27 protein-coding genes and 2 pseudogenes are annotated in these 24,528 nt (G+C 69.1%); 15 read left to right on the top strand and 14 right to left on the bottom strand.

Annotated elements, in window-relative coordinates; translation table 11 throughout:
• From ACWGKT_RS14025 to ACWGKT_RS14005, 5 genes and pseudogenes are all read right to left on the bottom strand, one after another.
• Entirely contained in the window at positions 1-720 is a 720-nt protein-coding gene (locus ACWGKT_RS14025; RefSeq protein WP_453273776.1) for a DinB family protein, read from the bottom strand.
• 390 nt (positions 721-1,110) lie between these two features.
• A complete protein-coding gene (locus tag ACWGKT_RS14020; RefSeq protein WP_453273775.1) occupies positions 1,111-3,339 on the bottom strand; it encodes a TIGR03767 family metallophosphoesterase in 2,229 nt (742 codons plus the stop codon).
• A 564-nt stretch (positions 3,340-3,903) separates the two neighbouring features.
• Positions 3,904-4,566, bottom strand: coding sequence for a response regulator (locus ACWGKT_RS14015; RefSeq protein ID WP_453273886.1), 663 nt, complete (start codon positions 4,564-4,566; stop codon positions 3,904-3,906).
• A gap of 75 nt (positions 4,567-4,641) precedes the next feature.
• Positions 4,642-4,845, bottom strand: a pseudogene (locus ACWGKT_RS14010) (ATP-binding protein); the annotation flags it as partial.
• Between the two features lie 232 nt (positions 4,846-5,077).
• A complete protein-coding gene (locus ACWGKT_RS14005; protein ID WP_453273774.1) occupies positions 5,078-6,466 on the bottom strand; it encodes an MFS transporter in 1,389 nt (462 codons plus the stop codon).
• A gap of 98 nt (positions 6,467-6,564) precedes the next feature.
• On the opposite strand from ACWGKT_RS14005, the gene ACWGKT_RS14000 reads away from it, so the two are divergent.
• The 3 genes from ACWGKT_RS14000 (at position 6,565) to ACWGKT_RS13990 (ending at position 7,919) form a co-directional block, all read left to right on the top strand.
• Complete coding sequence (locus ACWGKT_RS14000) at positions 6,565-7,158, top strand: helix-turn-helix domain-containing protein (RefSeq protein WP_453273885.1); 594 nt, start codon at positions 6,565-6,567, stop codon at positions 7,156-7,158.
• A 354-nt stretch (positions 7,159-7,512) separates the two neighbouring features.
• Positions 7,513-7,683 carry a hypothetical protein gene (locus ACWGKT_RS13995; protein ID WP_235454081.1) on the top strand — a complete coding sequence of 57 codons (171 nt, stop codon included), beginning with the start codon at positions 7,513-7,515 and terminating at the stop codon, positions 7,681-7,683.
• Positions 7,684-7,718: 35 nt separating this feature from the next.
• Positions 7,719-7,919, top strand: a complete 201-nt coding sequence (locus tag ACWGKT_RS13990; RefSeq protein ID WP_453273773.1) for a hypothetical protein — start codon at positions 7,719-7,721, stop codon at positions 7,917-7,919.
• 21 nt (positions 7,920-7,940) lie between these two features.
• On the opposite strand, the gene ACWGKT_RS13985 is transcribed toward ACWGKT_RS13990, so the two are convergent.
• The 5 genes and pseudogenes from ACWGKT_RS13985 to ACWGKT_RS13965 all read right to left on the bottom strand — a co-directional run bounded on the left by ACWGKT_RS13985 (position 7,941) and on the right by ACWGKT_RS13965 (position 10,042).
• The gene (locus ACWGKT_RS13985; protein ID WP_453273772.1) at positions 7,941-8,150 is read right to left on the bottom strand and encodes a hypothetical protein; all 210 of its coding nucleotides are present in this window, start codon (positions 8,148-8,150) and stop codon (positions 7,941-7,943) included.
• A gap of 88 nt (positions 8,151-8,238) precedes the next feature.
• Positions 8,239-8,667: a hypothetical protein gene (locus tag ACWGKT_RS13980; protein WP_453273771.1), complete on the bottom strand. Its 429-nt coding sequence runs from the start codon at positions 8,665-8,667 to the stop codon at positions 8,239-8,241.
• Positions 8,668-8,713: 46 nt separating this feature from the next.
• Entirely contained in the window at positions 8,714-8,962 is a 249-nt protein-coding gene (locus tag ACWGKT_RS13975; protein ID WP_453273884.1) for a cupin domain-containing protein, read from the bottom strand.
• Positions 8,963-9,176: 214 nt separating this feature from the next.
• Positions 9,177-9,502: pseudogene (gene fdxA, locus ACWGKT_RS13970) on the bottom strand (ferredoxin).
• A gap of 66 nt (positions 9,503-9,568) precedes the next feature.
• Positions 9,569-10,042, bottom strand: coding sequence for a group III truncated hemoglobin (locus tag ACWGKT_RS13965; protein ID WP_453273770.1), 474 nt, complete (start codon positions 10,040-10,042; stop codon positions 9,569-9,571).
• Between the two features lie 118 nt (positions 10,043-10,160).
• Between ACWGKT_RS13965 and ACWGKT_RS13960 the strand changes: the two genes are divergently transcribed.
• The 4 genes from ACWGKT_RS13960 to ACWGKT_RS13945 all read left to right on the top strand — a co-directional run bounded on the left by ACWGKT_RS13960 (position 10,161) and on the right by ACWGKT_RS13945 (position 12,674).
• On the top strand, positions 10,161-10,859 hold the full coding sequence (locus ACWGKT_RS13960; RefSeq protein WP_453273769.1) for a helix-turn-helix transcriptional regulator: 699 nt from the start codon (positions 10,161-10,163) through the stop codon (positions 10,857-10,859).
• Positions 10,860-11,227: 368 nt separating this feature from the next.
• Complete coding sequence (locus tag ACWGKT_RS13955; protein ID WP_453273768.1) at positions 11,228-11,680, top strand: DUF5707 domain-containing protein; 453 nt, start codon at positions 11,228-11,230, stop codon at positions 11,678-11,680.
• Between the two features lie 85 nt (positions 11,681-11,765).
• Positions 11,766-11,999, top strand: a complete 234-nt coding sequence (locus ACWGKT_RS13950; protein WP_356153439.1) for a hypothetical protein — start codon at positions 11,766-11,768, stop codon at positions 11,997-11,999.
• A 33-nt stretch (positions 12,000-12,032) separates the two neighbouring features.
• Positions 12,033-12,674 carry a TetR/AcrR family transcriptional regulator gene (locus ACWGKT_RS13945; RefSeq protein WP_453273767.1) on the top strand — a complete coding sequence of 214 codons (642 nt, stop codon included), beginning with the start codon at positions 12,033-12,035 and terminating at the stop codon, positions 12,672-12,674.
• A 30-nt stretch (positions 12,675-12,704) separates the two neighbouring features.
• Here ACWGKT_RS13945 and ACWGKT_RS13940 read toward each other — a convergent pair whose 3' ends face one another.
• Positions 12,705-13,499, bottom strand: coding sequence for a hypothetical protein (locus ACWGKT_RS13940; protein WP_453273766.1), 795 nt, complete (start codon positions 13,497-13,499; stop codon positions 12,705-12,707).
• 88 nt (positions 13,500-13,587) lie between these two features.
• On the opposite strand from ACWGKT_RS13940, the gene ACWGKT_RS13935 reads away from it, so the two are divergent.
• Positions 13,588-14,058, top strand: a complete 471-nt coding sequence (locus ACWGKT_RS13935; protein ID WP_453273765.1) for a hypothetical protein — start codon at positions 13,588-13,590, stop codon at positions 14,056-14,058.
• A 110-nt stretch (positions 14,059-14,168) separates the two neighbouring features.
• The gene (locus tag ACWGKT_RS13930) at positions 14,169-14,765 is read left to right on the top strand and encodes a nucleotidyltransferase family protein (RefSeq protein ID WP_453273764.1); all 597 of its coding nucleotides are present in this window, start codon (positions 14,169-14,171) and stop codon (positions 14,763-14,765) included.
• Between the two features lie 51 nt (positions 14,766-14,816).
• Here ACWGKT_RS13930 and ACWGKT_RS13925 read toward each other — a convergent pair whose 3' ends face one another.
• Entirely contained in the window at positions 14,817-15,503 is a 687-nt protein-coding gene (locus tag ACWGKT_RS13925; RefSeq protein ID WP_453273763.1) for a DUF4232 domain-containing protein, read from the bottom strand.
• 181 nt (positions 15,504-15,684) lie between these two features.
• Here ACWGKT_RS13925 and ACWGKT_RS13920 point away from each other — a divergent pair, with 181 nt between their 5' ends.
• The 3 genes from ACWGKT_RS13920 (at position 15,685) to ACWGKT_RS13910 (ending at position 20,016) form a co-directional block, all read left to right on the top strand.
• The gene (locus tag ACWGKT_RS13920; RefSeq protein ID WP_453273762.1) at positions 15,685-16,650 is read left to right on the top strand and encodes a nitronate monooxygenase; all 966 of its coding nucleotides are present in this window, start codon (positions 15,685-15,687) and stop codon (positions 16,648-16,650) included.
• 318 nt (positions 16,651-16,968) lie between these two features.
• Positions 16,969-18,957: a galactose-binding domain-containing protein gene (locus ACWGKT_RS13915; RefSeq protein ID WP_453273883.1), complete on the top strand. Its 1,989-nt coding sequence runs from the start codon at positions 16,969-16,971 to the stop codon at positions 18,955-18,957.
• 111 nt (positions 18,958-19,068) lie between these two features.
• Positions 19,069-20,016, top strand: coding sequence for a YhjD/YihY/BrkB family envelope integrity protein (locus ACWGKT_RS13910; protein ID WP_453273761.1), 948 nt, complete (start codon positions 19,069-19,071; stop codon positions 20,014-20,016).
• Positions 20,017-20,073: 57 nt separating this feature from the next.
• Here ACWGKT_RS13910 and ACWGKT_RS13905 read toward each other — a convergent pair whose 3' ends face one another.
• A complete protein-coding gene (locus ACWGKT_RS13905) occupies positions 20,074-20,751 on the bottom strand; it encodes a GAP family protein (protein ID WP_453273760.1) in 678 nt (225 codons plus the stop codon).
• A gap of 369 nt (positions 20,752-21,120) precedes the next feature.
• Between ACWGKT_RS13905 and ACWGKT_RS13900 the strand changes: the two genes are divergently transcribed.
• The 3 genes from ACWGKT_RS13900 to ACWGKT_RS13890 are packed head-to-tail and all read left to right on the top strand — an operon-like array spanning position 21,121 to position 23,970.
• Positions 21,121-21,348 carry a ferredoxin gene (locus ACWGKT_RS13900; protein ID WP_453273759.1) on the top strand — a complete coding sequence of 76 codons (228 nt, stop codon included), beginning with the start codon at positions 21,121-21,123 and terminating at the stop codon, positions 21,346-21,348.
• Positions 21,345-22,736: an NAD(P)/FAD-dependent oxidoreductase gene (locus tag ACWGKT_RS13895; protein ID WP_453273758.1), complete on the top strand. Its 1,392-nt coding sequence runs from the start codon at positions 21,345-21,347 to the stop codon at positions 22,734-22,736. The genes ACWGKT_RS13900 and ACWGKT_RS13895 overlap by 4 nt, the downstream gene beginning before the upstream one ends.
• 13 nt (positions 22,737-22,749) lie before the next feature.
• Positions 22,750-23,970, top strand: a complete 1,221-nt coding sequence (locus ACWGKT_RS13890) for a cytochrome P450 (RefSeq protein ID WP_453273757.1) — start codon at positions 22,750-22,752, stop codon at positions 23,968-23,970.
• An 88-nt stretch (positions 23,971-24,058) separates the two neighbouring features.
• On the opposite strand, the gene ACWGKT_RS13885 is transcribed toward ACWGKT_RS13890, so the two are convergent.
• Entirely contained in the window at positions 24,059-24,412 is a 354-nt protein-coding gene (locus ACWGKT_RS13885) for an RNA polymerase sigma factor (RefSeq protein ID WP_453273756.1), read from the bottom strand.
• Between the last annotated feature and the right edge of the window lie 116 nt (positions 24,413-24,528).

The raw sequence follows: 24,528 nt of genomic DNA, 5'->3' as shown, positions 1-24,528 counted from the left end.
CTAAGCGCGAGTGGTGAGGCGGGTCCGCCAGAGGTCGCGAAGCAGCGCGATCTCGGCCATGTGGTGGATGAATTCGAGGTTGGTCCCCCAGAGCACGTCGAGGTACGGATCGTCGGGGTCGGAGCCGTACGGGTACTGCGAGAAGCCGATCGTTTCGAGCTGCTCGTCGGTAACGGTGGCGACGCTGTCGCGCCAGCGGTCGATCACTGCCCAGAACCGCTCGACCGCCACGGTGGCATCGGGAGTGAAGTCGACCAGCTGTTTCGGCTCCTGCCGCCGGTCTCCGAAGGTCCACTCCCATTGGCCCGCGAAGCCGACGTGCAGGTGCCCGAGCCGCCACGCGATCGTGGTCACCGGGGTCTCGTCGGGCTCGGGCGGGCTGCTGTGGTTGAGGATCTGCTCGACCCGCTCGACGCTCACGCTCCAGTCCTCGGCGATCTTGGCGACCGACATGCCGTCGGCGGCCTGCCGGGCCACCTCCGCGTACTCGCTTGCCGGGATCTCCGGTGCGCCCTGATCGAGCAGCCAGTCACCCGGCCCGAAGGCCCTCGGCGTCGTCGCCTCGCCCCGACGCCGGATCGACCAGCAGTCGGGTACCGGCTCCCAGAGGAACTCCTCGTCGCTGAGCCCGGTCAGCCGAACCTCGGCTCTCTCCCTGGCGTAGTCGAACTGTTCGAGCAGCAGGCCCAAACGGTCGGTCCGCGTGCGCTCAGTCCCCATGTCCGGCTCCGTTTCGCGGTGACGTACCTCGCTGAGTCCAGGCGGAGGCTAGCGGCTCGCTCTCACGGGGCGCGACAGATTTCCGCGCGCTCCTGCCACGCTGCGATCGACACAAACGCAGCCCGTCTCGGAGCGGTGGCGGCCCGCCGCCTGCGGGAGGCCGACCCGGCCGGCCCGTCAGCTCGCCGCGCGAAGAGGGCGCCACCTGGGAGTCGAGTGCGGCCACTGGCACGCCTCATGGGGCACGCCCCGCCGAACCGGAGGCCGCCAGGGCCGCGGCGCAGACGCAACTGAGGGCGGTGCCCCAGCTGATACCGGACTACGCCCAAGGGCACCTTCGACCGCCTCCGTCGAGGGGGCGGTCGAGCGTGCTGCGGGTGCCCGGTGATGTCAGGGTGCCAGGAGCGCCTGCCAGGTGGGTGGGGTCACCAGGCCGTCGGTCGTGAGTCCGCGGCTGGTTTGGAACGACCTCAGGGCTGAGGCGGTGAGGGGGCCGAAGACGCCGTCCACGGTCAGCGCCGCGCCATGCGTCTTCAACTGGCTCTGCGTCGCCGCCACCGCCGGGCCGGTGCTGCCCTGCTGCACCGTCACGGCGAGCGCCTGCCAGGTCGACGCGGCGGCGATGCCGTCGGCCGTCAGGGCGATCCGGGTCTGGAAGGACCGCAGGGCGGTGGCCGTGGCGGGGCCGAAGGCGCCGTCCACGGTCAGGGCCGCACCGCGAGCGTTCAGCAGGTACTGCAGTGTCTTGACCTTCTCACCGCTCTGCCCCTGCTGGACCTGCGGCCAGCCGACGCCGGGGAGCAGCGTGCCACCACCGGACGGGATGGTGAAGGGCGCCGGAATGAGCAGCTGGGTGTTGCGCACGTCGGGGGTGCCGCGGCGCTCGTCGATGCCCCGGCCCACTTCCTGCAGGTCGTTGGCGGACAGCTCGCGCGCCACGGAGGCCAGCGCCGCCGCGGTGCTGGTGTCCCCGCCTGCCGACAACGGCGCGTCGGCGTCGACCATGGTGGTGAAGACGGACAGCAGGCCGTCGCCCTCGGCGATCTCCAGGAGTCGGCTCTGGACGGGCCAGTCGATGTGCGAGGCGGTGTTCACCTCCCAGAAGCCGTGGCCGAGGGTGGAGGGGAAGGCGGGACGGTGGGCCGTGATGTTGTTGGCGTGGGTGTGGCCGTCGACCATCAGGACCACGTTCGGGAAGCGCAGCAGCAGGTCGCGCAGGTCCGCGCCGCTGTAAGGGTGGTCGCCGTCCGTGTTGCCCATCGAGTCGATCGTGTGGTGGCAGAACACGACGAACAGCTTGTCGGTGACGCCGGGCTGGGTGACGACCGTCCGGGGCTTGGTGCCGTCGGAGTCGTCGCGCTCGTACCGGGAGCTGTTGGCCTTCAACTGGCTCTGGAGCCAGTTCCATTGGTCCTGGCCGAGCGCGCCGTCGGCTCCCCCGCTCCCGTTGGTGGTGTCCAGGACGAGGCACTTCACGAGGTCGTTCGCCCCGGACGGTATCGCGTAGTACGCCTTGTCGCTGCCCGAAGTGAACCCGTGCCCGGAGGGAAGCCCGCTGGTGTTGAAGTGCTCGGAGATGAACTCCTGCCGCGAGAGCAGCCGGCGCGCGGAGTCCGAGGTCACCGTGGCGGTCTTCAGGGTGAACTCGCCGGTGATGATGTCCTTGAGGAACTCGATGTAGTACGAGGGGTCCGTGTAGTTGAAGACGTCCGGAACGCCGGTGACCTGCGTGAGCTTGGTCGACCCTGTGGCGATCTTCTTCAGCGGGTCGAAGGGCAGCACGTCGGGCGGGACGTTTCCCTGCACCAGCGCGTCGTGGTTGCCGTAGGCGGCGTACCACGGCATGCCGAGGCCGCTGGCGGTGTACGGTCTGCGGGCGGCCGCCAGCAGACCGGGGAGTACCGGGAAGCCGTTGACGTCGTTGTGGTCCGGCGGGTTCTGACGCGCCTCCGGGTGCCAGTAGTTGACGTCGGGACCGAGGACACCGCTCGACACGCTCTCGTCCTCGGCGAGGTTGCCGGAGTCGGGTCGGACGGTGCTGCCGTCGAGCAGGTTGATGTACCAACGGGTCTCGTTGTACTGGCAGTTGTCGACCGCGTCGCCGGTGACGACGGTGAAGGTCAGCGGGGCGCCGGTGCGCGGGCCCCGGCCGACCGCCCTGATGGCCCGGCACATGGCGTCGGTGGAGTGCGTGGAGAGGAACTCGTGGGCCCGATAGGCGGATGCGGTCGGGTACGAGTTGTAGTGCGGGGGGCCGAAGTCCGCGAGCCGGTCGAGGCACTCCACACGCAGCGGTGACTGGTCGTCGATGATGTGCAGGTCCGTCATCTGGGCGAACGCGGCCAGTGAGCGGGTGATGTGAGGAGCGGCGACGTTGACGAGGTCCCGGCGGACGATGTGCGGCTCGCCGGGAGCCGCGACGATGCCGTGGTAGCCCTCGCCGAGATCCGGACCGCGCTGCACGGTCACGTCCAGCGTCGTCAGGCCGAAGGTCGATCCGGTGGTCGGGGCAGCCTGGGTCGCAGCGCTGGCGGTGGCTCGCAGTCCGCCGACATCGATGGCCGCCGCCACCACGCTTGCCGCGGCTGCTGCGAGGAGTCTTCGGCGGGAGATTTCCATGTCGCGTCCTGTTCGATCGGTGGGGTGTGGGGGTGGTGCGATACGGAGGGGCGCGGTGAGGTGCGGGTTCCGTCCCGCGGGGCCGGGGAGGGCCTGAGGCGGGGCGGCTTCTGGACGAGCAGGGGGCGTTGCAGCGGCGGATGCGGCGATCGAGGCCGGCGACTACGGGGGACGACGCCCCTGCGCGCGGCGGGGCCCGGATCTGCCGTAGGCAGGCTGACAGCTGAGGAATCGGCCCTCGGATGTGCCGGGCGCGCGCCAACCGCGCAGGGCCGACGCTGCCGACGCTGCCGGCCTAGGAGCAGGCCGATTCGACACCGGTTCCCCCCTGGGTGATGCGGAATTGAGTGTCAGTCACCTATGTGGCAAGGCCGGGTCCACGGCCGAAAGCCTCGCCAAGAGTGGGGCATGGAGACCCGGTGCGGCAAGAGCTGGGACAGTGACTCATCCACTGAGCCAGTCGTCCAGTGAGCGGACCTGCGGGTTCCCCGCTCAGAGCAAGTGACTTGACGCAAGGAAGGTCGCACCGCGCAAGCCACTCACAGCATTCCGGCGTCGGCGTGCTCAGCTCGGCGGCTTGGCCAGCCCCACTTCATAGGCGGTGATCACGAGCTGAACCCGGTCCCGGGCGCCCAGTTTGGTGAACAGCCGTGACACGTGCGACTTCGCGGTGGCCACCGTGATGAAGAGGTCCCCCGCGATCTCGCTGTTGGACCGGCCCTGGCCGACCAGAGCCAGCACTTCCCGTTCCCGCTCGGTGAGGCCCTCGATGGGCCGTGGGGAGCGCTCCGGGGCAACCGGGGGGCGTCCGACGAAGTCCGCGATCAGACGGCGCGTCACGCTCGGTGCGATCAGTGCGTCACCGGCAGCCACCACGCGGATCGCCGCGAGGATGTCGTCCAGGGCCATGTCCTTGACCACGAAGCCGCTCGCGCCGGCCCGCAGGGCGCCGTACATGTTGTCGTCCTCGTCGAACGTGGTCAGCATGAGGACACGGGTCACCGCCGGTCCGGCCGTGATCTGGCGAGTGGCCTCGATCCCGTCCATGCCCGGCATCCTGATGTCCATCACCACGACATCGGGGCTGACTTCGTTGACCAACTGGACGGCCTCGGCGCCGGTGGCGGCCTCACCGACGACCTCCAGGTCGGGGTGGTCGGCCATGAGCACGCGGAGACCGGACCGTACCAACGGCTGGTCGTCGGCGAGTACGACTCGGACGGTCACCGGGCCTCCCCCGGCACGCCGACGGGCTTGGGCAGCGGCAGGCGCGCCACCACTCGGAAGCCGCCCCCCCGGACGCGGACCGGCGCTGAGGTGTCCGTGCAGCAGGTCGACCCGCTCCCGCATGCCGACGAGGCCGAAGCCATGGGCCGAGCCGTTCTCGGTGACGCCGCGACCGTCGTCGACGACCTCGACCGAAAGTTCCTCGTCCCTGTGGTCGACGGTCACCCGGCAGTGCCCGGTGCCCGCGTGCCGGACCACGTTGGTCAGCGCCTCCTGCACGATCCGGTAGGCGCACAGTTCGATGTCGGCCGGGAGGGGCCGCCGTTCGCCGCTGAAGCGCACGTCGACGCGTACCCCCGCGTCCGCGGTCGCCGCGGCGAGCCACTCGATGTCCGTCAGACTCGGCGCGGGTGCGAGAGTCGCCTTGCCCGATGCCGCTGACTCCGCTTCGGCCTGACGCAGCGCCACCAGTGTGCGTCGCAGGCTCGACAAACACTGCGCAACGCCGTCTTCAGCCCTTCGACCGCGACGCACGGGCCATGAGCAGCAGGAGCAGTCCGCAGGTGGCGACCAGGAACCACCCCGGGCGGGAGGCTTGTGCGAGTCCCGCCGGGCCGGTGTGTGCGACCAGGCCGCCGGCGATGGCTATCCCGAGCGCGGAGCCCAACTGCCGTGCCGTGGACGTGATCGCTCCGGCCACACCGGCGCGGGCGGGAGGCAGGCCGCTGACCGCGGTGTTGGTGATCGGCGCGTTGGCGAAGCCGAAACCGATCCCGATGAGGAAGTAGGCGAACAGGAGCAGCGCCACGCCCGTGTGCCGGTCGAGCCCGATCAGACACAGGCCGCCTGCCGTGATGAAGCCGCCGGCCAGGCTCAGCGGCAGCCGTGGCCCGACACGACCGACCAGACGGCCGGACCAGGGTGCGCAGACGGTCGCTCCGAAAGCCATGGGCAGGGTCGCCAACCCGGTGGCAAGTGGCGTGAATCCTCGGGCTTGTTGCAAGTAGAGGGTGTTGAGCAGCAGCGTCACGTTCAAGGCGACGAAGACCGCCACGGCGCCCAGGACCGCACCGCTGAACACCGGACTCCGGAACAGGCGCAGATCCATCAGCGGCTCGTCCCGGCGGGCCTCGACCCCTACGAACCCGACCGTCGCCATGGCCGCGACCCCGTAGGCGACCAGAGCCGCAGGCGACGTCCAGCCGATGCGCGGCCCCTCGATGAGGACGCCGACCCAGACCCCGATGACCGCGGTCAGCAGGACCTGACCCGGCACATCGAGGCGCCGCGCCCGCGGCCCCCGGGACTCGGGCACGAACACCGCGCTGAGCACCAGGGCGATCACTATGACCGGGGCATTGACCCAGAACAGCGAACGCCAGCCGAACACCCCGACGAGCGCACCGCCCGTAACCGGGCCCAGGGCCATGCTGAGCCCGAACACGGACGCCCAGACGCCGATCGCCTGCGCTCGTTCCTTCGGATCGGTCATCACGTTCACCACGATCGCGAGCGCCACCGGACTGAGCATCGAGGCGCCGACGCCCTGAACGGCACGGGCCGCCACGAGCGCGTCCACCGAAGGTGCCGCCGCGCAGACCAGCGAGGCCGCGCCGAACACCATCAAGCCGCACTGGAACACCCGGCGGCGCCCGAAGCGGTCCGCCAACGCACCGGAGGAGATCAGCAGACCGGCCAGGACGATGGTGTACGCGTCCACCGTCCACTCAAGGCTGCGTGTCCCGACATCCAGGCCGCGCCCGATGGCGGGCAGACCTACGTTGACGATGGTGGTGTCCAGGCCCACCAGGAACATGCTCAGGCAGCAGACGGCCAGCACCGTCCAGCGTCTGCGCGCGCTCAGGACTGCCTGAGCAGGGGGAGTCGTCGTTGTGGTCACGGTCTACCTCTCACGTCCGGGAGTACCAGCCCGGCAAGGCTCAGACAGGCCGACCGCCCCCGACCAGCGTTTTTGCGAAGGCTGCAAAAGGCTCCACACTGGACCACGTGGACACGGAACTGGAGCAGATCCTCGACGGCATCGGGCCACGGCTGCGCACGATGCGCCAGGACAGAGGGCTCACGCTGGAGGCGCTGGCGTCCACTACCGGTATCTCGGTCAGCACGCTGTCCCGTCTGGAATCAGGCAAGCGGCGCCCGACGCTGGACCTGCTCATCCCCCTCGCGCGAGCGCACCGGGTCGCACTCGACCAACTCGTGGCGGCTCCGGCCACCGGTGACCCAAGGGTGCATCTCACGCCCTTGCGCAAGAACGACGGCAGCATCCTCGTGCCCCTGACCCAGTACCCGGGCCGGCTGCAGGTGTTCAAGCACGTACTGGCGCCCCGCGAGCCGAAGTTGGTGACCCACGAGGGCTACGAGTGGCTCTACGTCCTCGCCGGCGAGCTGCGTCTCATCCTCGGTGACCACGAATCCACGCTGCACCCCGGTGAAGTGGCCGAGTTCGACACGAGGGAACCGCACTGGTTCGGTCCGGCGGGCACGAGCGCGGTGGAGATCCTGCATCTGTTCGGGCCACGAGGCGACCAGGCCGTCGTCCGTGCGAGACCTTCGGCCCCGACCTCTCCCTGACGACCGTCGGCTCGGCGACGCGAAACCCCAGGGCGGGAGGGACTCCTCGCGCGAATGCGGCGGTGGTCGCCTGGGCCTGGGCCTTTGCATTCGGCACAGGATCGCATGCGATGCAGGAGTCGAAGTGAGACGAATCCCGCACCGGCATCGGTGTTTGAAGCATGTGGCCATGACGAGGCATTTGGCCCCCGCGGGCCCGCCGCCCCGGGACCGGCGGGCCGGCTCCTCGCAAGGAGCCGACGCGGGGTAAGCGGAACATACGCCTCCGCAAGTCGAAACGGAAGCCCCTTTGCCCCTTGACCCTCAACCTTCGCAGACGCAACCTGAACCCCACGCGCCGCAAGGGAGCACAGCATGAGTCGAGCCACCGCCACACACCGCGTCGTCGAGTACTGGACGGACCAGGGCACCCACGTGATCTTTCCAGTCGAGCGAAGCGAAGAAGTCGACGGCATGAGCGACGCGCAGCTGATCTCGATGTACGGGGATCCCGAGGACGGGGCTGTCACCCGCATCGTCCACTAGATCGCTCCACCGCTAGTCTGGAAGAGGTCACTCTCATGCGGGAGTTGGGCGTCGCGCTCAACGCCGCGCAGGCCGAGGCACCCAGCGACACCGACGCGGAGTACCTTCAGGCGACGGTATGGCCCGAAGTGGTGGCGGTCGCCGGACGTCTCGCTCAGGTCATGGTCGCGAACGACTTGGCGGAACTCGTTGCCCTGCACGACGCCGAGCCCACCGCCGGGTCCCCGCCCGAGTAAGGGCCAGGCAGCGGCGCGCCGTCATCGCGGCGCCGCCGTCGGTGCCGAAGGGTGTGCCGACGAGCCCGCGAGAGTGCGAAGTACCTGCTCGCACAGCATCCGCAGCTGGTGTTCCTCCGCCGGGGACAGGCCCAGCTGGCACAGCATGGCCTGTGGGATGTCGATGGCCTCGCGCTGCAGTCGCCACCCCGCCTCGGTGACGGTCAGCACCAGGCGCCGCTCGTCGTCCACGGCCTTGGGTCAAGGATCACCTTTCGCCTGTCGGCCGCCGCACCACGAGCCAGCGCCATGGGGCCCCACGCTCACGCACCCGGCCGGTCTACCCGGTCAGCACGCTGACCCCCAGCACGAGCAGGGCGAAGACCTTGGCGAGCTCCAAGGCCACGTAGTACAGGTGACCCCGGGAGCGCGGCAGGTTCTCTCCGGCCAGCACCCGGTCGGTCCTCCGGTTGAGTCGGGGCCGTCCGATCCCGAGCTGCGCCGCGAGCAGCACCGCCGCCGCCGACGTGGCCCCCGCGGCGACTGCCGACGCGCCACTGGCGACGACCGCGACGATCACCGCGACGCAGAGCACGACCTCGATGAGGTTCAGGGCCCGGAAGACCAGGCGGCCGATCCCGAGCCCGAGTGGGATGGTCACCCCGGGGGCGCGGAACTTCAGCGGTGCCTCGACGAAGGAGATGGCGAGGACCATCCCCAGCCAGACGAAGGTCACGGCACCGGCCGTCACCGTGGCGGTGGTGTTCATGGCTCGTGTGGCCCTTCTGCGTGCTCTGCGGCCGCTGTCGACTCCTTCACGTGGTGGGCCAGCCTGCCAGGGACCGGGTGAAGTCGGGCGGGCTGGCCATGGCCATGACGGATGCCGGTTCGGTTCCCGGGTTGGCGAGGCTGACGCGCTCGCCGACGGCGATATGAGCGGTCATGCCGGGCGACAGGGTCCGGGCGAGCCCGTCGTGCCGGAGCTCGACCGACCCGGCGAGCGGGATCAGCACTATCTCCGAAGGCCCGTGATCGTGCTCGGGCATGCCGCCACCGGCCGGGATCTCGACATGGAAGACGCCGACTTACCCGGAGGCGTCGGCAGGGGTGAGCAGGGCCACGGTGGGTCCACCGGGGACGGGGGCGCGGTGCCGTGCGATGCCGGCGACCTCGGTGATGTTCATGGGGTCCTCCTTTGAGGCTTGTCCAGGTGGTCCGGTGTCACGCGGTGAGAACGCCAAGGGATGCGTCACGGGGATGCGTCACGAGGGCCGGCGCTCACGCCGCGCCTTGTTGCGGCGGCAGGGCGGCTATCACGGGGTGGTCGCGCTCGATCAGGCCCAGAGCTGACGCACCGCCCGGCGACCCGAGCTCGTCGAAGAACTCTACGTTCGCCCGCAGGCAGTCCTTCCACTCGGCTGGCAGGTCGTCTTCGTGGAAGATCGCCTCGACAGGGCACACCGGCTCGCAGGCACCACAGTCGACGCATTCGTCGGGATGGATGCACAGAGACCGCTGCCCCTCGTAGATGCAGTCGACCGGGCACTCCTCGACGCATGCCTTCCCTTCACGTCCACGCATGGCTGCGCGATCACGTAGGTCACGGGCTCCGCCTCCGCTGAGACGCCGCCCGATACTGCAGCCAATTTATCTCATAAATATGAGACGCGCTAGCGCGAGCCCTGGGACCAGGTGCGGCGCGGACGACGGTGGATCGTCACGAACTCGCTGCCGCTCCCGCCGTTGAGCCGCTTGTCCAGCGACCAGGCGATCCGGCGAGCCCGTTCCTTGGCGAGCTCGGCCTTCTCTCCCGAGTGGAGCAGATCGACTGTTTGCGTCCAGAGGGCGAGCCAGCGCGCGAAGTGGGCGCCCCCGAGCGAGGCCTGGGAGTGCAGTTCGGCGTGAACCGTGAAGGCGTTCCTGCGGTACAGGCCCGCGCGGAAGAGCATCGTCTCCCAGAAGTCGCACATCACCGGAAGGTGTTCGGCGAGATCCATCCGTGCGATGCCGATGAAGACCGGGCCCAGGAGCGGATCGGCGAAGGCCGCCCCGTAGAACTGGGTGACCAGCCGTTCGATGTCCTCGCGGCCTCTGATGTCAGGGTTACCGGGATCCTGACGTTCCGGTAGGTATTTCTGATACATATCAGCGATGGTACCCGCAGGCGATTTCCAGACCCGGGGAAGACCAGCACCGGCCCCCGTCCACCGCCAGACCTGACCGCTTCTTGGTTTCTACTAAAAATCTGTCATAATTCGCCCTATGGTCGATTCAAGTGCCGGCAGGCCGAGCCGAGGCCTCACCAACGACACCCGACAGGCCGTCCTCGACCTGTTGCGCCGGTCCGGCAAGCCCGTCACCGTGCAGGAGATCTCCGCCGAGCTGGGTTTGCACACCAACACGGTCCGGTTCCATCTGAACCGCCTGATGCAGGACAACCACATCTGGGAAGAGCAGGCGAGCACTGTCGGCCCTGGCCGCCCGAGCATGGTGTACACCGCCGCCCAGCCGGTACGCGACGAGGTCGGCGACGGTTACCGATTCCTCGCCGAGATCCTGGCGAGCCAGCTCGCGTCCACCGCCCCGGAACCCGAGACGGCGTCGATCGCGGCCGGCCAGGAGTGGGGGCGCTTCCTCACGGAGCGACGCGCCCCGTTCGCCCGCACCGGCAGGGACGAAGCGATCGGGCAGATGGAGTCCATGCTCGCCCGCATGGGCTTTGATCCCGAGGTGGACGAGGAGGGCAATCGGATCCTCCTGCGTCATTGCCCCTTCCGTAAGGTCGCCGACGAACTGCCGGGCGTCGTCTGCTCCATTCACCTGGGACTGATGCGCGGTGCCCTCGCGGAGATCGGGGCGCCGGTCGAGGTCACCGAACTCCAGCGCTTCAACGCTCCGCGTCCCTGTGTCGCGAGCCTGAGCGGTCCTGAGGAGCGGCCCGAGCGTGACGCTCCGGCGTGACGCAGGCCGGAGCGCCCTCCTCGGCGGGTTCAATCCATCGCCGTATCACCAGGATTCGGCCTGCAGGTACAGCCTGATCACCTCCACGAAGAACCAGATGGAGAACACCAGGCAGGCAAACCACAGTCCCCACAGGACCCAGCGGGCCTCTCGTCGTATGCGCATGAGCCGATCATCCCCCCTGTCACCGGAGTGCGCGTGTCGTGGGCGCCCTGCGTTGGTCCGCTCGTTGAGCCAAGTGCAAGCACCTAGGCCGAGTTGAGTACCTGTGCTCAGGTCCGGGACGCCTCGCCGTTGCGAGTATCGATGCAGCGGCGCAGCCAAGAGCGCCGGCTTCAACCCGCTGAGACAATTACGGAGAATCCGCCATGTCCCGACGTATCGCTCTGTCCGTCGCCGCCGGTGTCGTCGTCCTCGGAGGCGCCGGAGCCTTCGCCTTCGCCTACGCCGGGGACCAGACCCCCACCCTGGCGCACAGCACCGCCCGTTACACCGCCCCCGACAGCGGCCGGGACGGCTCGCTCACCTTCACCACCGCGGTCACGGCGTCCTCCGGCGTCAAGAGCCTGAAGATTCTGCCCTGGCCGGCGAACTCCTCCTTCGCCAAGATGGGGCTGACCGAGAAGGACATGGCCAGTGCGGAGTCGGCCACCTGCAAGTCGGCCGGCGACGACACCGTACGCTGCACCTACACGACCAAGGTGTCCGGCGCCGAGGCCGCTTCGTCCCCGCACGGTTCCTGGCACGTCGCCGTCCTCGCCACCGCCAAGGACGGCAGGACCACCCTGGACACCAAGGCCGCGGACTTCAAGGTCAACTGAACGGACAGCACGCACGGCTGAGGGCGCGGGCCGTACGAGAGCGCGCGAGTTCGCCCGCCCTACCTGCCGCGAAAGGAGCAATGCCGTGACAGCGGACGGCGAGCGGTGGCCGATGACGGTCGACGGCCAGGAGTTCGAGGTCGTACAACCGCAAGACAGCCCGGGGACCTACCACTTCACGTGGCTGACCGGGCCCGATCCGCAGTACGGGTTCGGCTTCCGCACCAACCCTCCGGCGCAGGCCGACACGGCCCGACTCGAAGAGGCCGTACGGGGCTTCCTCTCCCAGGTCGACCCCGTCACCGGGTACATCGAGTAACCGGGTCCCCCACTCAACTTGCGATCCGGTGCCATGGAAGAGCGATGGTCCCCCCGCGGTTCGGCGGCCCGGCAGCGCACACTCCAGGCGGCCGCCGAAGAGTTGGTCATGACCGGAGACATCGAGGTGTCCAATGTGGCGCGGCGTGCCGGGGTGAGCGTCGGCCTGCCCTATCGGTACTTCGGCACCCGCAGCGGCCTGGTGAGCGCTGTCGTCTCCGACTTCTACGACCGGCTGGACGAGGCAGTGACCAACCGGGAGTTCGACGGGGACACTTGGTACGAGACGGAGCGGGCACGGGTCTCCGCGTGGGTGGCCCATCTCTACGAGGATCCGCTCGCCCCCGTCGTACTCACCCGGCTGGGCGGCGACCTAGAGACGGCGGGCATCGAGACGCAACGCCTGCACACGGCCATCGCGCTCGGCGCCCGCAACATCGCACGCGAACAGCGTGACGGCGATCTACTCCCCGACCGGAACCCCGAGTTGCTTGTGGCACCGGTCCTGGGCGGCGTGCACACAGCCGTCGCCGTCGCCCTGACCAGGTCACCTCGCCCCGACCGCGCACGAGTCACGGCCGAGTTGTGGGCCTTCGTCGCCGGAGCCGCCGGTGCCACGAACCTGCCTGATGCCGACGGCGTGGTACGGGCCCGGTGGCGGACCGAACCCAGCTGACTGGTCCCTGTCTGTTTCAACCTCCGGTTGTCAGCTCGCCGGAGGGACGTGGCGCGCTGCTACCAGTTTGGCCGCTGTTCGAAGTCTCATGAAGTACGAGACGCAGTACTGCTCGTTGATCAGCGGCACGATCTTGTCGAGGTCGTCGACGCAGGCCCAGAGGATCGCAATGCCGCTGTCGTCGAGTCCGGCTTTCAGTTCTCTCTGCACGAGGCCGGCGACATCGGCGTCCAGGAGGATCAGTTCCACGCCCTCGATGTCCACACCGCGGAAGCTTGCCGGGAACGGTGCGAGGCGGTGCTCTTCCCACAGCCGGGTGAGCCGGTCATCGGCAGCTGCGTCGTCAGCCGCCGATGGTGAACGAAGTAGCACGGCAACGGCGTCGAAGACGGCACGCACCAGGTCGACGGCCCTGGTTGGGCTGAGGGCGGCACTAGTCATGGCGGCCTGCGTGAGCCTGTCGCGCAGAAGTCGGCCGTGGTCGAGTTCGGCGGCGAGCTCGGCCGGGATGAGCCCTGTGTCGGCGGCCTGCTCGATCAGGTCCCGGAGTGGTTGGTTGACGGCCAGGCGCTCGACGAGGACGTGCTCCAAGGCGAACAGGGAGTGCGTGACGGCGACGGTGGCGAACTCGTACCGGTAGTAGGAGTGCCGGATGAGCTCGCGGGCGGTTTCCAACGCGCTCATGACGTACATCGACGCGTCGCCGGGCACGACCAGGTCGGCAACCAGGGCGTGCATGCCCGCAAAGTCGAGAACGGCGTCGCGGGTGCGCGGGTCCGGCACGGGTAGACGGGGCAGCGGGCTGGGCGACGGCGGGGTGTTCACCGGTGCAGTCTGGTCGCCGGAAGGCTGAGTGTGCCAGCGGATTAGCCGGTGGTTCCTGGTGATCGGAGGGTGCAGGGATACTGCTGGGATGCTGTTGACCTGGATCGCCGAGGTGGCGGACGAGCCGCTGGTACTGGATCCGGCTGACCGGCGGGTGGAGCGGGAGACCAACACCTGGCGGCTGGGCGCGGAGGACGAGGACAGGCGGGCCTTGTCCGTGTCAGAGGTGGTCGCTGCCTTCGAGCAGACCGCTGAAGGCATCCGGCTCCGTATCCGGGACATGGACTTCGCCGGGGTGGCGACGTTCTACGTGTGGCACGACGAGCAGGCCGGGCAACTCCGGTGCTCAACAGGGTCGGTGGCCGCGGACGAGCTGCCCTTCGGCGGCGCCCATGTGCCGACTGCCGATCTCGGTCGTGTCATTGATGGCTTCCTGAGCGACCGGGAGCCGGGTTTCATTCCCTGGTCACACCTTGAAGACGCGGATGATCAGTCAGCGCAGGAGACGACAACACCCTTTCCAGTGTGGGTTCGCAGCGTCGGCCCGCGCCAAGACTGACCGATCCCGACGGTGTCGGCACCAACGCCCGCTGGAGGCCCGGTCATCGCCCGGCACCGCGTCCGCACCCAACCGTGATGCTCTGGGAGTGGTCGTGGTAGGCAAGGCGGGTGTTTGGCCGACTTCCTCTCGATGAGCAACTCGACAGCTTGCGATCCGTACTCTCCCAGAACGAGATCTTGACTGAGGTGATGACCAGGGCGGCAACGCTGGCATTGCCAGGCTGGTACGTAACGGCGGGTTGCCTGTTCCAGACGGTGTGGAACGTGGTCACCGGCAGGCCTCCGACCAACGGCATCAAGGACTACGACCTCTTCTACTTCGACAGCAGCGACCTCTCCTGGGAAGCGGAGGACGCCGTGATCAAAGCGGGCCACGAGGTGTTCGACGACCTGCCGGCCGAGGTGGAGATCCGCAACGAAGCACGCGTGCACCTCTGGTACCAGCAGAAGTTCGGCGTGCCCTGCCCACCGCACGAGTCCACCGAGGCCGCGATCGACTGCTTCGCGGCGACGACCTGCTGCCTCGGCATCCGGCAGGAGCCCGACGGTCGATGGCGCGTCTATGCACCTCACGGGCTCTCCGACGTGTTCAACCTCGTCGTTCGGCCGAACTCGGTCCTCGCTCCCCGGCAGGTCTACGAGACCAAGACAGCCCGCTGGAAGGAGCAGTGGCCGGAGCTCAAGGTTCTGCGATGGGCCGACTGATGGCCCGTCGCTCGGTGAACCCGGCCCGGCCGTGCCGGCGGCCGGCGCCCGTCAGGAAGCCTTGAAAGCGGAGAGTCGTACGTCCTTCCCGCACACGTTGAAGGAGCCCGGCGCCCCGCTGTCCTTGGTCACCTTGACGGTGCGGGACACGTCCTTGGGCAGGGCGATCTCGACCTTGGATGCCTGTACCGCACAGACCTCCCGGCCCGACGGGCTGCCGTCGAAGTTCAGGTCGGTGTAGGCCACCGACGCCCGCGCCTTGGCACCCGGCTTGACGTCGACGGCGTCCGTGCCGCCCGCCGTGTTGTCCGTGTCGACGGGGTCGGCCTTGCCCTGGTCGTCCTTGGCCGTCAGCGTGACGGCGCCGACGATCGTGCAGGTCGTCTTCGAGGTGTTGGTGACCTCGATGGTGCCCTGTGCCGGTCGCTGCTCACTGGCGTGCCGCGCGGCCTGGACGAAGCGGAGTTGGGTGTTCTTCGTCGTGCACGCCGAGACGTCACCGCCGCCGTTGTTGCCGGCAGTGGTCGGGATCGCGGTCTGCCCGCCGGTCGCGGATCCGGTCGAGCCGGTCTCCTTCGACGTCGGGGCGGCCGAGCCGGACTCGGAAGACGCGGACGTGGAGGAGGAAGCGCTCGCGGACGCCTTGCTGTCGTCGTCGCTGTTCCCGCAGCCGGTCAGGGCCAGCGCCGACAGGGCGAAGACGGCAGCGGTGGTGGAGACACGGGAGCACATGTGCATGGAGGTCCTTCCCCTCGACAACCTGTGGTCACGTCGCAGGACGGCACATCCATGACCGGGGTTCCGGTCCCCACAGGACGCTCACGACCTTCACGCGACCGTGATCAACGAAGGGTGCCCGCACGACCCGCCGAACCGAATTCGCTGCGACCGGCATGGCGGGTGGGAGAGGATTGCGCTCATGGGGCTGTCAACGGCGTTCACGGAACTGTTCGGTGTGGAGCATCCGATCGCCCTGGCCCCGATGGGCGGTTCGGCCGGTGGCGCACTGACGGCAGCCGTTTCGCGCGGCGGCGGCCTCGGGCTGCTGGGCAGCGGGAACGGCGACCGGGACTGGCTGGCCCGCGAACTGCCCTTGCTGGCCGCGGAAGGCGCCGGGAAGCCTTGGGGTATCGGCTTCCAGACGTGGGCAGTTGACGACGACGCGATCGCGCGGGCGCTGGAGTACGACCCGTCGGCGGTGATGCTGTCCTTCGGCGACCCCAGCCCCTTCGTGGAGCGCGTCCGCGGCGCGGGTACGCCGCTGATCCTTCAGGTCACCGACCTGGAGGAGGCCCGCAGGGCGGTGGATCTGGGCGCCGATGTGATCGTGGCTCAGGGCACCGAAGCCGGCGGACACGGCGCCCGGCGCGGACGGTCCACGCTGCCGTTCGTGCCCGTCGTGGTGGACCTGGCGGCGCCGGTGCCGGTGCTCGCGGCGGGCGGGATCGCCGACGGCCGCGGCGTGGCGGCCGCCCTGGCCCTGGGGGCCGCTGGAGCACTGCTCGGAACCCGCTTCCAGGCCACGGCCGAAGCCCTCGTCGCCCGCTCGACCGCCAGGGCGATCGTCGAGGGGCGCGGTGAGGACACCGAGCGCAACAGGGTGCTGGACATCGCCCGCGGCTCGCGGTGGCCGGCGCGGTACACCGCGCGCACCCTCGGCCACCCGTTCCTCGACGGATGGCGCGGCCGGGAGAGCGAACTCGCGGCCGACCCCGATGCCCAACAGGCCTACCAGGACGCCTTGGTACGCGGCGAGATCCCCGCGTTGCCGCAGTGGGCGAGCGAGGCCGTCGACCTCATCGACGACCTGCCGTCCGCCGTCGATCTGGTCGGCACCCTGGCCGCCCAGGCCGAGCAGGCGCTGGCCCGAGCCGGCAGACGCTGACCACGATCGCCGGGGAGCTGGGAGCACGGCCGGACCGCGGCCCCTCGCTGAACCAGCCGCCGTGTGCGCCTCACCGCTTGTGAGACTGATCGTAATCAACTGCGGCAAGACCCTTGACGTTGAAGGCCGTACTGGCGATCCTCATGGCCGAGCTGTTTGTGAAGGACATGACAATCCGGACCTTGTGGACCCCGGACGACCTTGTCCGTCGACCGCCATCCCCCCGACCAAGGGACGTGGGTTGTGACCGTGAGCAGAAATCCGTACCGGCGCCACAGGCACGTCGCCTCCGTGTCGTTGCTCCTCCTCGTGCTGGCCATGATCCTGGGCCCCACGCCGAGCACGGCGGCGTCCAACGACTGGTGGAATCCCACTTCACGCCCCGTTCCCGACTCCGACATCAATGTCACCGGCGAGCCGTTCACCGGCACCAACGCCAAGGGCGAGGTGCGGGGATTCGTCGACGCGCACGACCACATGTTCGCCAACGAAGGCTTCGGCGGACGTCTGATCTGCGGCAAGACCTTCTCGGAGGCGGGTATCGCCGACGCGCTCAAGGACTGCCCCGAGCACTACCCCGACGGCTCGCTGGCCATCTTCGACTTCATCACCAAGGGCGGCGACGGCCGACACGACCCGGTCGGCTGGCCCACCTTCAAGGACTGGCCCGCGCACGATTCGCTGACGCACCAGCAGAACTACTACGCCTGGGTGGAACGGGCCTGGCGCGGCGGTCAGCGGGTGCTCGTCAACGACCTCGTCACCAACGGCGTGATCTGCTCGGTGTACTTCTTCAAGGACCGCAGCTGCGACGAGATGACGTCCATCCGACTGCAGGCGAAGCTGACGTACGACCTCCAGGCCTACATCGACAGGATGTACGGCGGCCCGGGCAAGGGCTGGTTCCGCATCGTCACCGACAGCACGCAGGCCCGCCATGTCATCGAACAGGGCAAGCTGGCGGTCATCCTCGGCGTCGAGACCTCCGAGCCCTTCGGCTGCAAGCAGATCCTGGACATCGCGCAGTGCGACAAGCACGACATCGACGCGGGCCTGGACGAGTTGTACTCACTCGGCGTGCGCAGCATGTTCCTCTGCCACAAGTTCGACAACGCGCTGTGCGGAGTGCGCTTCGACTCGGGCGGCCTCGGAACGGCGATCAACGTCGGGCAGTTCCTGTCGACCGGCACCTTCTGGAAGACCGAGAAGTGCACGGGCCCCCAGCACGACAACCCCATCGGCAACGCGGCGGCCCCCGGCGCCGAGGCGAAGCTCCCGGCGGGCGTGGCGGTGCCCTCGTACGCCTCGGACGCCCAGTGCAACGTCCGCGGGCTCACCGACCTAGGTGAGTACGCCGTCCGCGGCATGATGAAGCGCAAGATGATGCTGGAGATCGACCACATGAGCGTCAAGGCCGCCGGCCGCGCGCTCGACATCTTCGAGTCCGACTCCTACCCCGGCGTGATCTCCTCGCACAGCTGGATGGACCTCAACTGGACCGAGCGGGTCTACGGCCTCGGCGGCTTCATCGCCCAGTACATGCACGGCTCGGAGGGCTTCAGCGCCGAGGCCAAGCGCACGGACGCGCTCCGCGACAAGTACCACGTCGGGTACGGCTACGGTACGGACATGAACGGCGTCGGCGGCTGGCCCGGGCCCCGTGGCGCGGACACCCCCAACCCCGTCAAGTACCCCTTCCGCAGCGTCGACGGCGGCTCGCTCATCGACCGGCAGACGACCGGCAAGCGCACCTGGGACCTCAACACCGACGGAGCCGCGCACTACGGCCTGGTGCCGGACTGGATCGAGGACATCCGGCTCGTCGGCGGCCAGGACGTGGTGGACGACCTCTTCCGGGGTGCCGAGTCCTACCTGCACACCTGGGGAGCGACCGAGCAGCATCAGGCGGGAGTCAACCTCGCCCAGGGGGCGCCGGCCACGGCCGGCTCGGCCGAGTGGAACCCGTTCACCAGCTATGCGCCGGGCCGCGCGGTGGACGGCCGGCGGGACACCCGCTGGGCCAGCGACTGGAGCGACGGCCAGTGGCTGCAGCTCGACCTGGGCTCGACCCACCGCGTCGGACAGGTCACGCTCGACTGGGAGCGCGCGTACGGGAAGTCGTACCACATCGACCTCTCGACGGACGGCGTGAACTGGCAGACCGTCTGGTCGACCACCGCCGGGGACGGCGGACTCGACACGGCGCGGTTCCCCGGCACACCGGCCCGCTACGTCCGCATCACGGGCACGGAACGCGGGACCCAGTGGGGATATTCGCTCTACGAGGTGGGTGTGCACAGCGGCTGACGGCGGTTCCGCCCACCCCTGCCCCCGTCGCGGCCCGGCCGCGGCGGGGGCTTCGTCCGACGTGCTCCGAAGCGCCCTGTCCCCCACCCTGGGGATAGGAAGGAGCGCGACATGCCCAGTGCCGGGAGGGTGCCGCCAGGGGACATGATCCACCCGCAGAGCCAGGCCGCCGACGTGTCCCGTCGGCAGAAGTGGACGCATCGGCTGGTGGCCTCCGCCCGGGACGCGCACGCCCGCGCGACGACCCGGTTTCCGGTGATCACCCACCTCCTGGACCGCATGGTCTCGGTGAACATCTTCGACTCCGCCACTCGCCTCGCGGCGCAGTGTTTCCTGACCGCGGTTCCGCTGCTCTTCGTGGTCGGGGCGTACGCCCCGCCCGCGGTCCGGCAGCAGCTCATCACGTCCGTCCGTACGGTCTTCGGGATCACGGGTGCCGCGAACGCCCAGCTCGTACACGCGCTCACTCCCACGACGGGCAATCTGCGGCAGGCGACCGGCGTGGTGGGCGGGCTGATGGTGCTGCTCTCGGCCACCGCGGTGAGCAGGGCGATGCAGCGGCTGTGCAAACGGGCCTGGGAGATTCCCCGGGCGGGGACCAGAATCGCCCCCTGGCGGTGGCTGGCCTGGCTCGTGTTGTGGTTGGGGTCGCTGCTGGTGCAAGGCCCGATGCGCGACGGGTTCGGTGTCGGGGCCTGGCTGGGGATCCCGGTCACGCTGGTGGGTCTGACGGGGCTGTGGTGGTGGACCCAGCACCTGCTGCTCGGCGGCCTGATCGGCTGGAAACCCCTGTTGCCCGGCGCGGTGATCACGGCGGTCGCCCTCACCGCGCTGACCGTGACCGCACGGTTGTATCTGCCCCGGGCGCTCAACCACGCCCTCGCCGAGTACGGCTCCCTCGGCTCTGTGTTCATCATGCTGTCGTGGTTGATCGTGGTGTGTGTCGCCGTCGCGATCAGCATCAGCGCGGGCGCCGTGGCGGCGCAGCAACCGGCGCTGGCCCGTCGCCTCGGCAGTCCGCCTCCGCTTCGGGAGCGGGCCGCGACCGCGCGCCCGTGACACCACCGACCGTGACACCACCGATCGCGACACCTTCGGCGGCCGACGCCGACATGATCAGGAAACCAGTACGTCGATGCCGTCCCCGAGCAGCTTCAGCCCGAACACGAAGAACAGCACCGCCATGATGGCCATGTTGTGCCGCGCGGCCCATTCCTTCCAGTTCCCCAGCATGTTCTTCGCCCGCTCACCCAGCACCAGGAAGACCCCCAGCGGCGTCAGCAGCCCGAGGGAAGCGATGACGATGAAGATCGCCAGCGCGGCGATCTGCTGTCCGACGGGCAGGCCGGACGAGCTGATGGACGCTGCCGCGGCGATCGTCAGCGGGGCGTTCTTCAGGTTCCCGGCCGACAGCAGGAGGGCGAGAAGGAAGATCTTGACCGGTGTGAAGCCGTCGATCGCGGCCATCCATCGAGGCAGCTGTGCCTGCGTGGCGTCGGCGGGACGATGACGCCACAGCCTCGCGGCGAAGACAACCAGGGCCAACCCCAGGGCGAGCTTGAGAGCCCCCACCCAGTCAGCCGACTTCCCGTGGCTGTCGGCGCTCTCGTGGCCGCCGATCAGCAGCATCACGACGCCCAGGGCAGACAGACCCACCACCCAGCCGGTGGCGAACACCAACCCGTTCAGGCGTCCGCGAGGCGTGGCCAGCACGATGATGATGGCGACGATCGGGAGCGGACTGACGGCGACACCGGCCGCCAAACCCAGCACATCACCCAGCACCTTGCCCATGCGCGCCTCCGGCACATCGAAGAACCGCGCCGATCGCAGCCGCCATCCCGACCGGCACCACCACGAGACGGGAGCGCTCCTCGCACCGGATCACTCCAGCCACATGACATCTACAGAATCGACGAAGTGCGCGGTCCCTGCCGCATGAGCACCCGGCGCCCGGGTGAATGGCGGCCGGGGTGCGGGTGCAGTGCCCCAGGGATACGCTTTTGACGGCAAGATCAGGTTCTCTGGGCGGATTCACAGACGCCGGTCGCCTCATTCGCGACGATCAATTCTTTTCTTTCTGTGGAGACCCGACGAGCGCGGTGCACCGCACGCCCTCGCACTTCGCAGGATCCGCAGTTCGCAGTCCCCGTGGAGGTCGGGATGAGAATTGTCGTTGATCTTTCCCGGTGTCAGGGGTATGCGCAGTGCGCTTTCCTGGCTCCGGACGCATTCCGGATGCACGGCGAGGAAGCCCTCATGTACGACCCGAAGCCCGACGACGCACAGCGCGAGCAGGTGCTGCGGGCCGCGGCGGCCTGCCCGGTCCAGGCGATCCTGGTGGACCAGTTGGAGGGACGGAACGTACCGGCTGAGGCGTCTACGTCATGACCAGCGCCGACAACCTGCGAGCGTTCAAGCGCGACGGCCGCATTGTGGTCGTAGGGGCGTCACTGGCCGGACTGCGGGCCGCGGAGGCGCTGCGCGACGAGGGTTTCACCGGATCGCTGACCATGATCGGCGACGAGCTCGGCGAACCCTATGACCGGCCACCCCTGTCCAAGCAGGTACTGACCGGATGGGTGTCGGCCGGGGACACCACGCTGCCGCGACGTCGTGACATCAATGCGGAGTGGCTGCTGGGCGTTCCCGCCAGCGGGCTGGACCTGGCGAACAACCACGTGCGTCTCGCCGACGGACGAGAGATTCCCTTCGACCGCGTGTTGATCTCCACAGGGGTGCGGGCCCGGCCGTGGTTCGTCGAGAGCGAGGCGGCCCTGGACGGAGTGTTCGTCGTGCGCACCCGCGAGCACGCCGAGGGCCTGCAGCAAGCCCTCGCCGCCGGACCCTCCCGCGTCCTGGTCATCGGTGCGGGATTCACCGGCTCCGAGATCGCCTCCATCTGCCGCGAGCGGGACATCCCGGTGACCGTCGCCGAACTCGCGCCGGCCCCGCTGGTCGGGGCGCTCGGTGCCATGATCGGTGACGTCGCGGCGGACATGCAGCGCGCTCACGGTGTCGATCTGCGCTGCGGTGTCAAGGTCACCCGGCTTGAGGGCGACGCGCAGGGACGGTTCCGCCGCGCTCACTTCGACGACGGCAGCACAATCGACGCCGACGTGGCGGTGGTGGCACTCGGCGGCGTCCGCAACACCGAGTGGCTACGGGACTCGGGCCTGGCGGCGGGTGTCTGGGGAATCGCCTGCGACACGGGCTGCCGTGCCCTGGACCTCAACGGCCTGATCACCGACGACATCTTCGTCGCCGGAGACGTGGCACGCTGCCCGAATCCGATCTACGAGTACCGGCTCATCTCGCTGGAGCACTGGGCCAACGCCGTGGAGCAGGCCCAGGTCGCGGCCCACAACATGGTCAGCGGCCAGGCGGATCGCTGGCCCCACCTGTCCATCCCGGTGTTCTGGTCGATCCAGTTCGGCGTCAACATCAAGTCCGTCGGCGTACCGACCTTCGCCGACGAGGTCGTCGTCTCCCAGGGATCGGTGTCCGACCGCCGTTTCGTCGCGGCGTACGGCTATCGGGGCCGCGTGACCGCGGCGGTGAGCTTCAACAACGCGAAGTGGCTGGACCACTACCGGAAGCTGATCGAGACGGCCGCACCCTTCCCGCCGCCCTGCCCCACACCCGACCAGCCCGTCGACATGAAGCCGGTGCCCGTCGACTTCCCCGGCCCCACCCTGCTCGCGCAGGGTGCCACGGTGGTCGTCACCGGACATGACCCCGGTGAGCGGCGGGTCACGGCCGCGCAGTACCACCGGTAGGAGGGAGAGCGAGATGGCCACGACCGAGATGCCCGGCACGCTGCGCCGGATCCTCGACTACTCGTCCCGGGCCGACCCGTACCCGCTGTATGCCGAGCTGCGCGAGACGCCGGTGGCCCGGCAGGAGGACGGCAGCTACGTCGTCAGCACCTATCGTGAACTCACTCAGCTACTGCACGACCCGCACCTGAGCTCGGACGTCCGCAATCTGGCCCGCCCGATGCCCTCCGCCGAGGGAGGGGGGACGCCGGCGTTCATCAACGTCGACCCGCCCGAGCACGACCGCCTGCGGCGCATGGCGATGCGCCACTTCGGCCCCCCGCACACCCCGGGGCTGGTGGCCGGCATGCAGGGCGACCTGACCGCCATCGTCAGCGGCCTGATCGACGACTTCGCGGGCAAGGAGCAGATCGACATCGTCGACGACTTCGCCTACCCGTTCCCCGTCACGGTGATCTGCCACCTGCTCGGCGTGCCACGCGAGGACGAGCCGAGGTTCCGGCTGTGGGTGAACGACATCATCAACTCGATCGACTACGACCCCAAGATCGACCCGAAGGAAAAGCTGGAGAACGGCGTGCGGGCACGCCAGGACTTGCGCGAGTACATAGGTGGGCTGCTGGAGCAACGCCACGGCCGGCCGGGGGACGATCTGCTGTCACGGCTGGCCAACGACGACGGGCCCGACGGTCGGATGACCGACGCCGAGATCGTCGCCACGGCCAACCTGTTGCTGATCGCCGGCCACGAGACCACCGTCAACCTCATCACCAACGGCATGCTGACACTGCTGCGCCACCCGGAGGTGCTCCAGCGGCTGCGCGACGAACCGGGCCTGGTCGTCCCGCTGGTCGAGGAACTGCTGCGCTACGAGCCGCCGGTGCACATCATTCCCTGGCGGGCGGCGTACAGCGACATCCCCGTCGGCGACACCGTCATCCCCAAGGGCTCGCAGATCATGCTCATGCTGGCCTCGGGCAGCCGCGATCCGAACCGCTTCCACGATCCCGACCGCTTCGACCCCGACCGGCGTGACAACCAGCACCTCGGCTTCGGCAGCGGCATCCACCTGTGCTTCGGCGGCCCACTGGCCCGCCTGGAAACCCAGATCGCCCTGACGGAGCTGGTACGCCGACTCGACCACCCAAGGCTGGTCACCGACCCCCCGCCGTACCGGCGAAGCCCGGTTCTGCGCGGTCCCATCCATCTCAACGTGGAGCAGGGTGCCGGTTGAGCACTCGGTCGGCGAGGGCGCTACGGCGCCCCCAAACGGCGCTGACCTCGAACGATGCGCGAATCCTTGACGCTGCGTCACATCCCGATCAGAGCCTCACACCACGCATGCGGCGGCCGCAGGGCCGGGCTCCCGAAGACGCCCGGTCCTGCGGCCTGTGATCTGCGACCGGCGCCGGCGACACCAACCGCGGCAGCGCCCGGATCCAGCGCGTCCGGCGCCGGTGCAGATCCACGTAGCGGTTGAGCATCGTGCGCCGTACGTAAGCCTCCGCCTCCGCCAGCTCCCACGCACGGCGGGGTCGGGCGAAGACCCGTACCGATGCCTCCTGAACCAGGTCGGCCGCCTCCGCGCGGTCGCCGCACAGCAGGAAGCCGTACTGGTTCAGCTCCGCGCCGCGCTCCCGCGCCAACTCGGGCAGCAGCGTTGACCATTCGGCCACGCAACTCCCCCGTCTCGTTGGGGGTCGGCGCCGCTCCGTGATGTCGCTCACCCGCGATCGGCAAATAGTTCGATCATCGAGTATCCGTCCCATATCGTCTGCTCGTTCTGTCCTGT

It is taken from the genome of Streptomyces sp. NPDC054794, from assembly GCF_053611585.1.
Note: the sequence above shows the minus strand (reverse complement) of the source record. Positions and strands in the feature narration are given on the sequence as shown.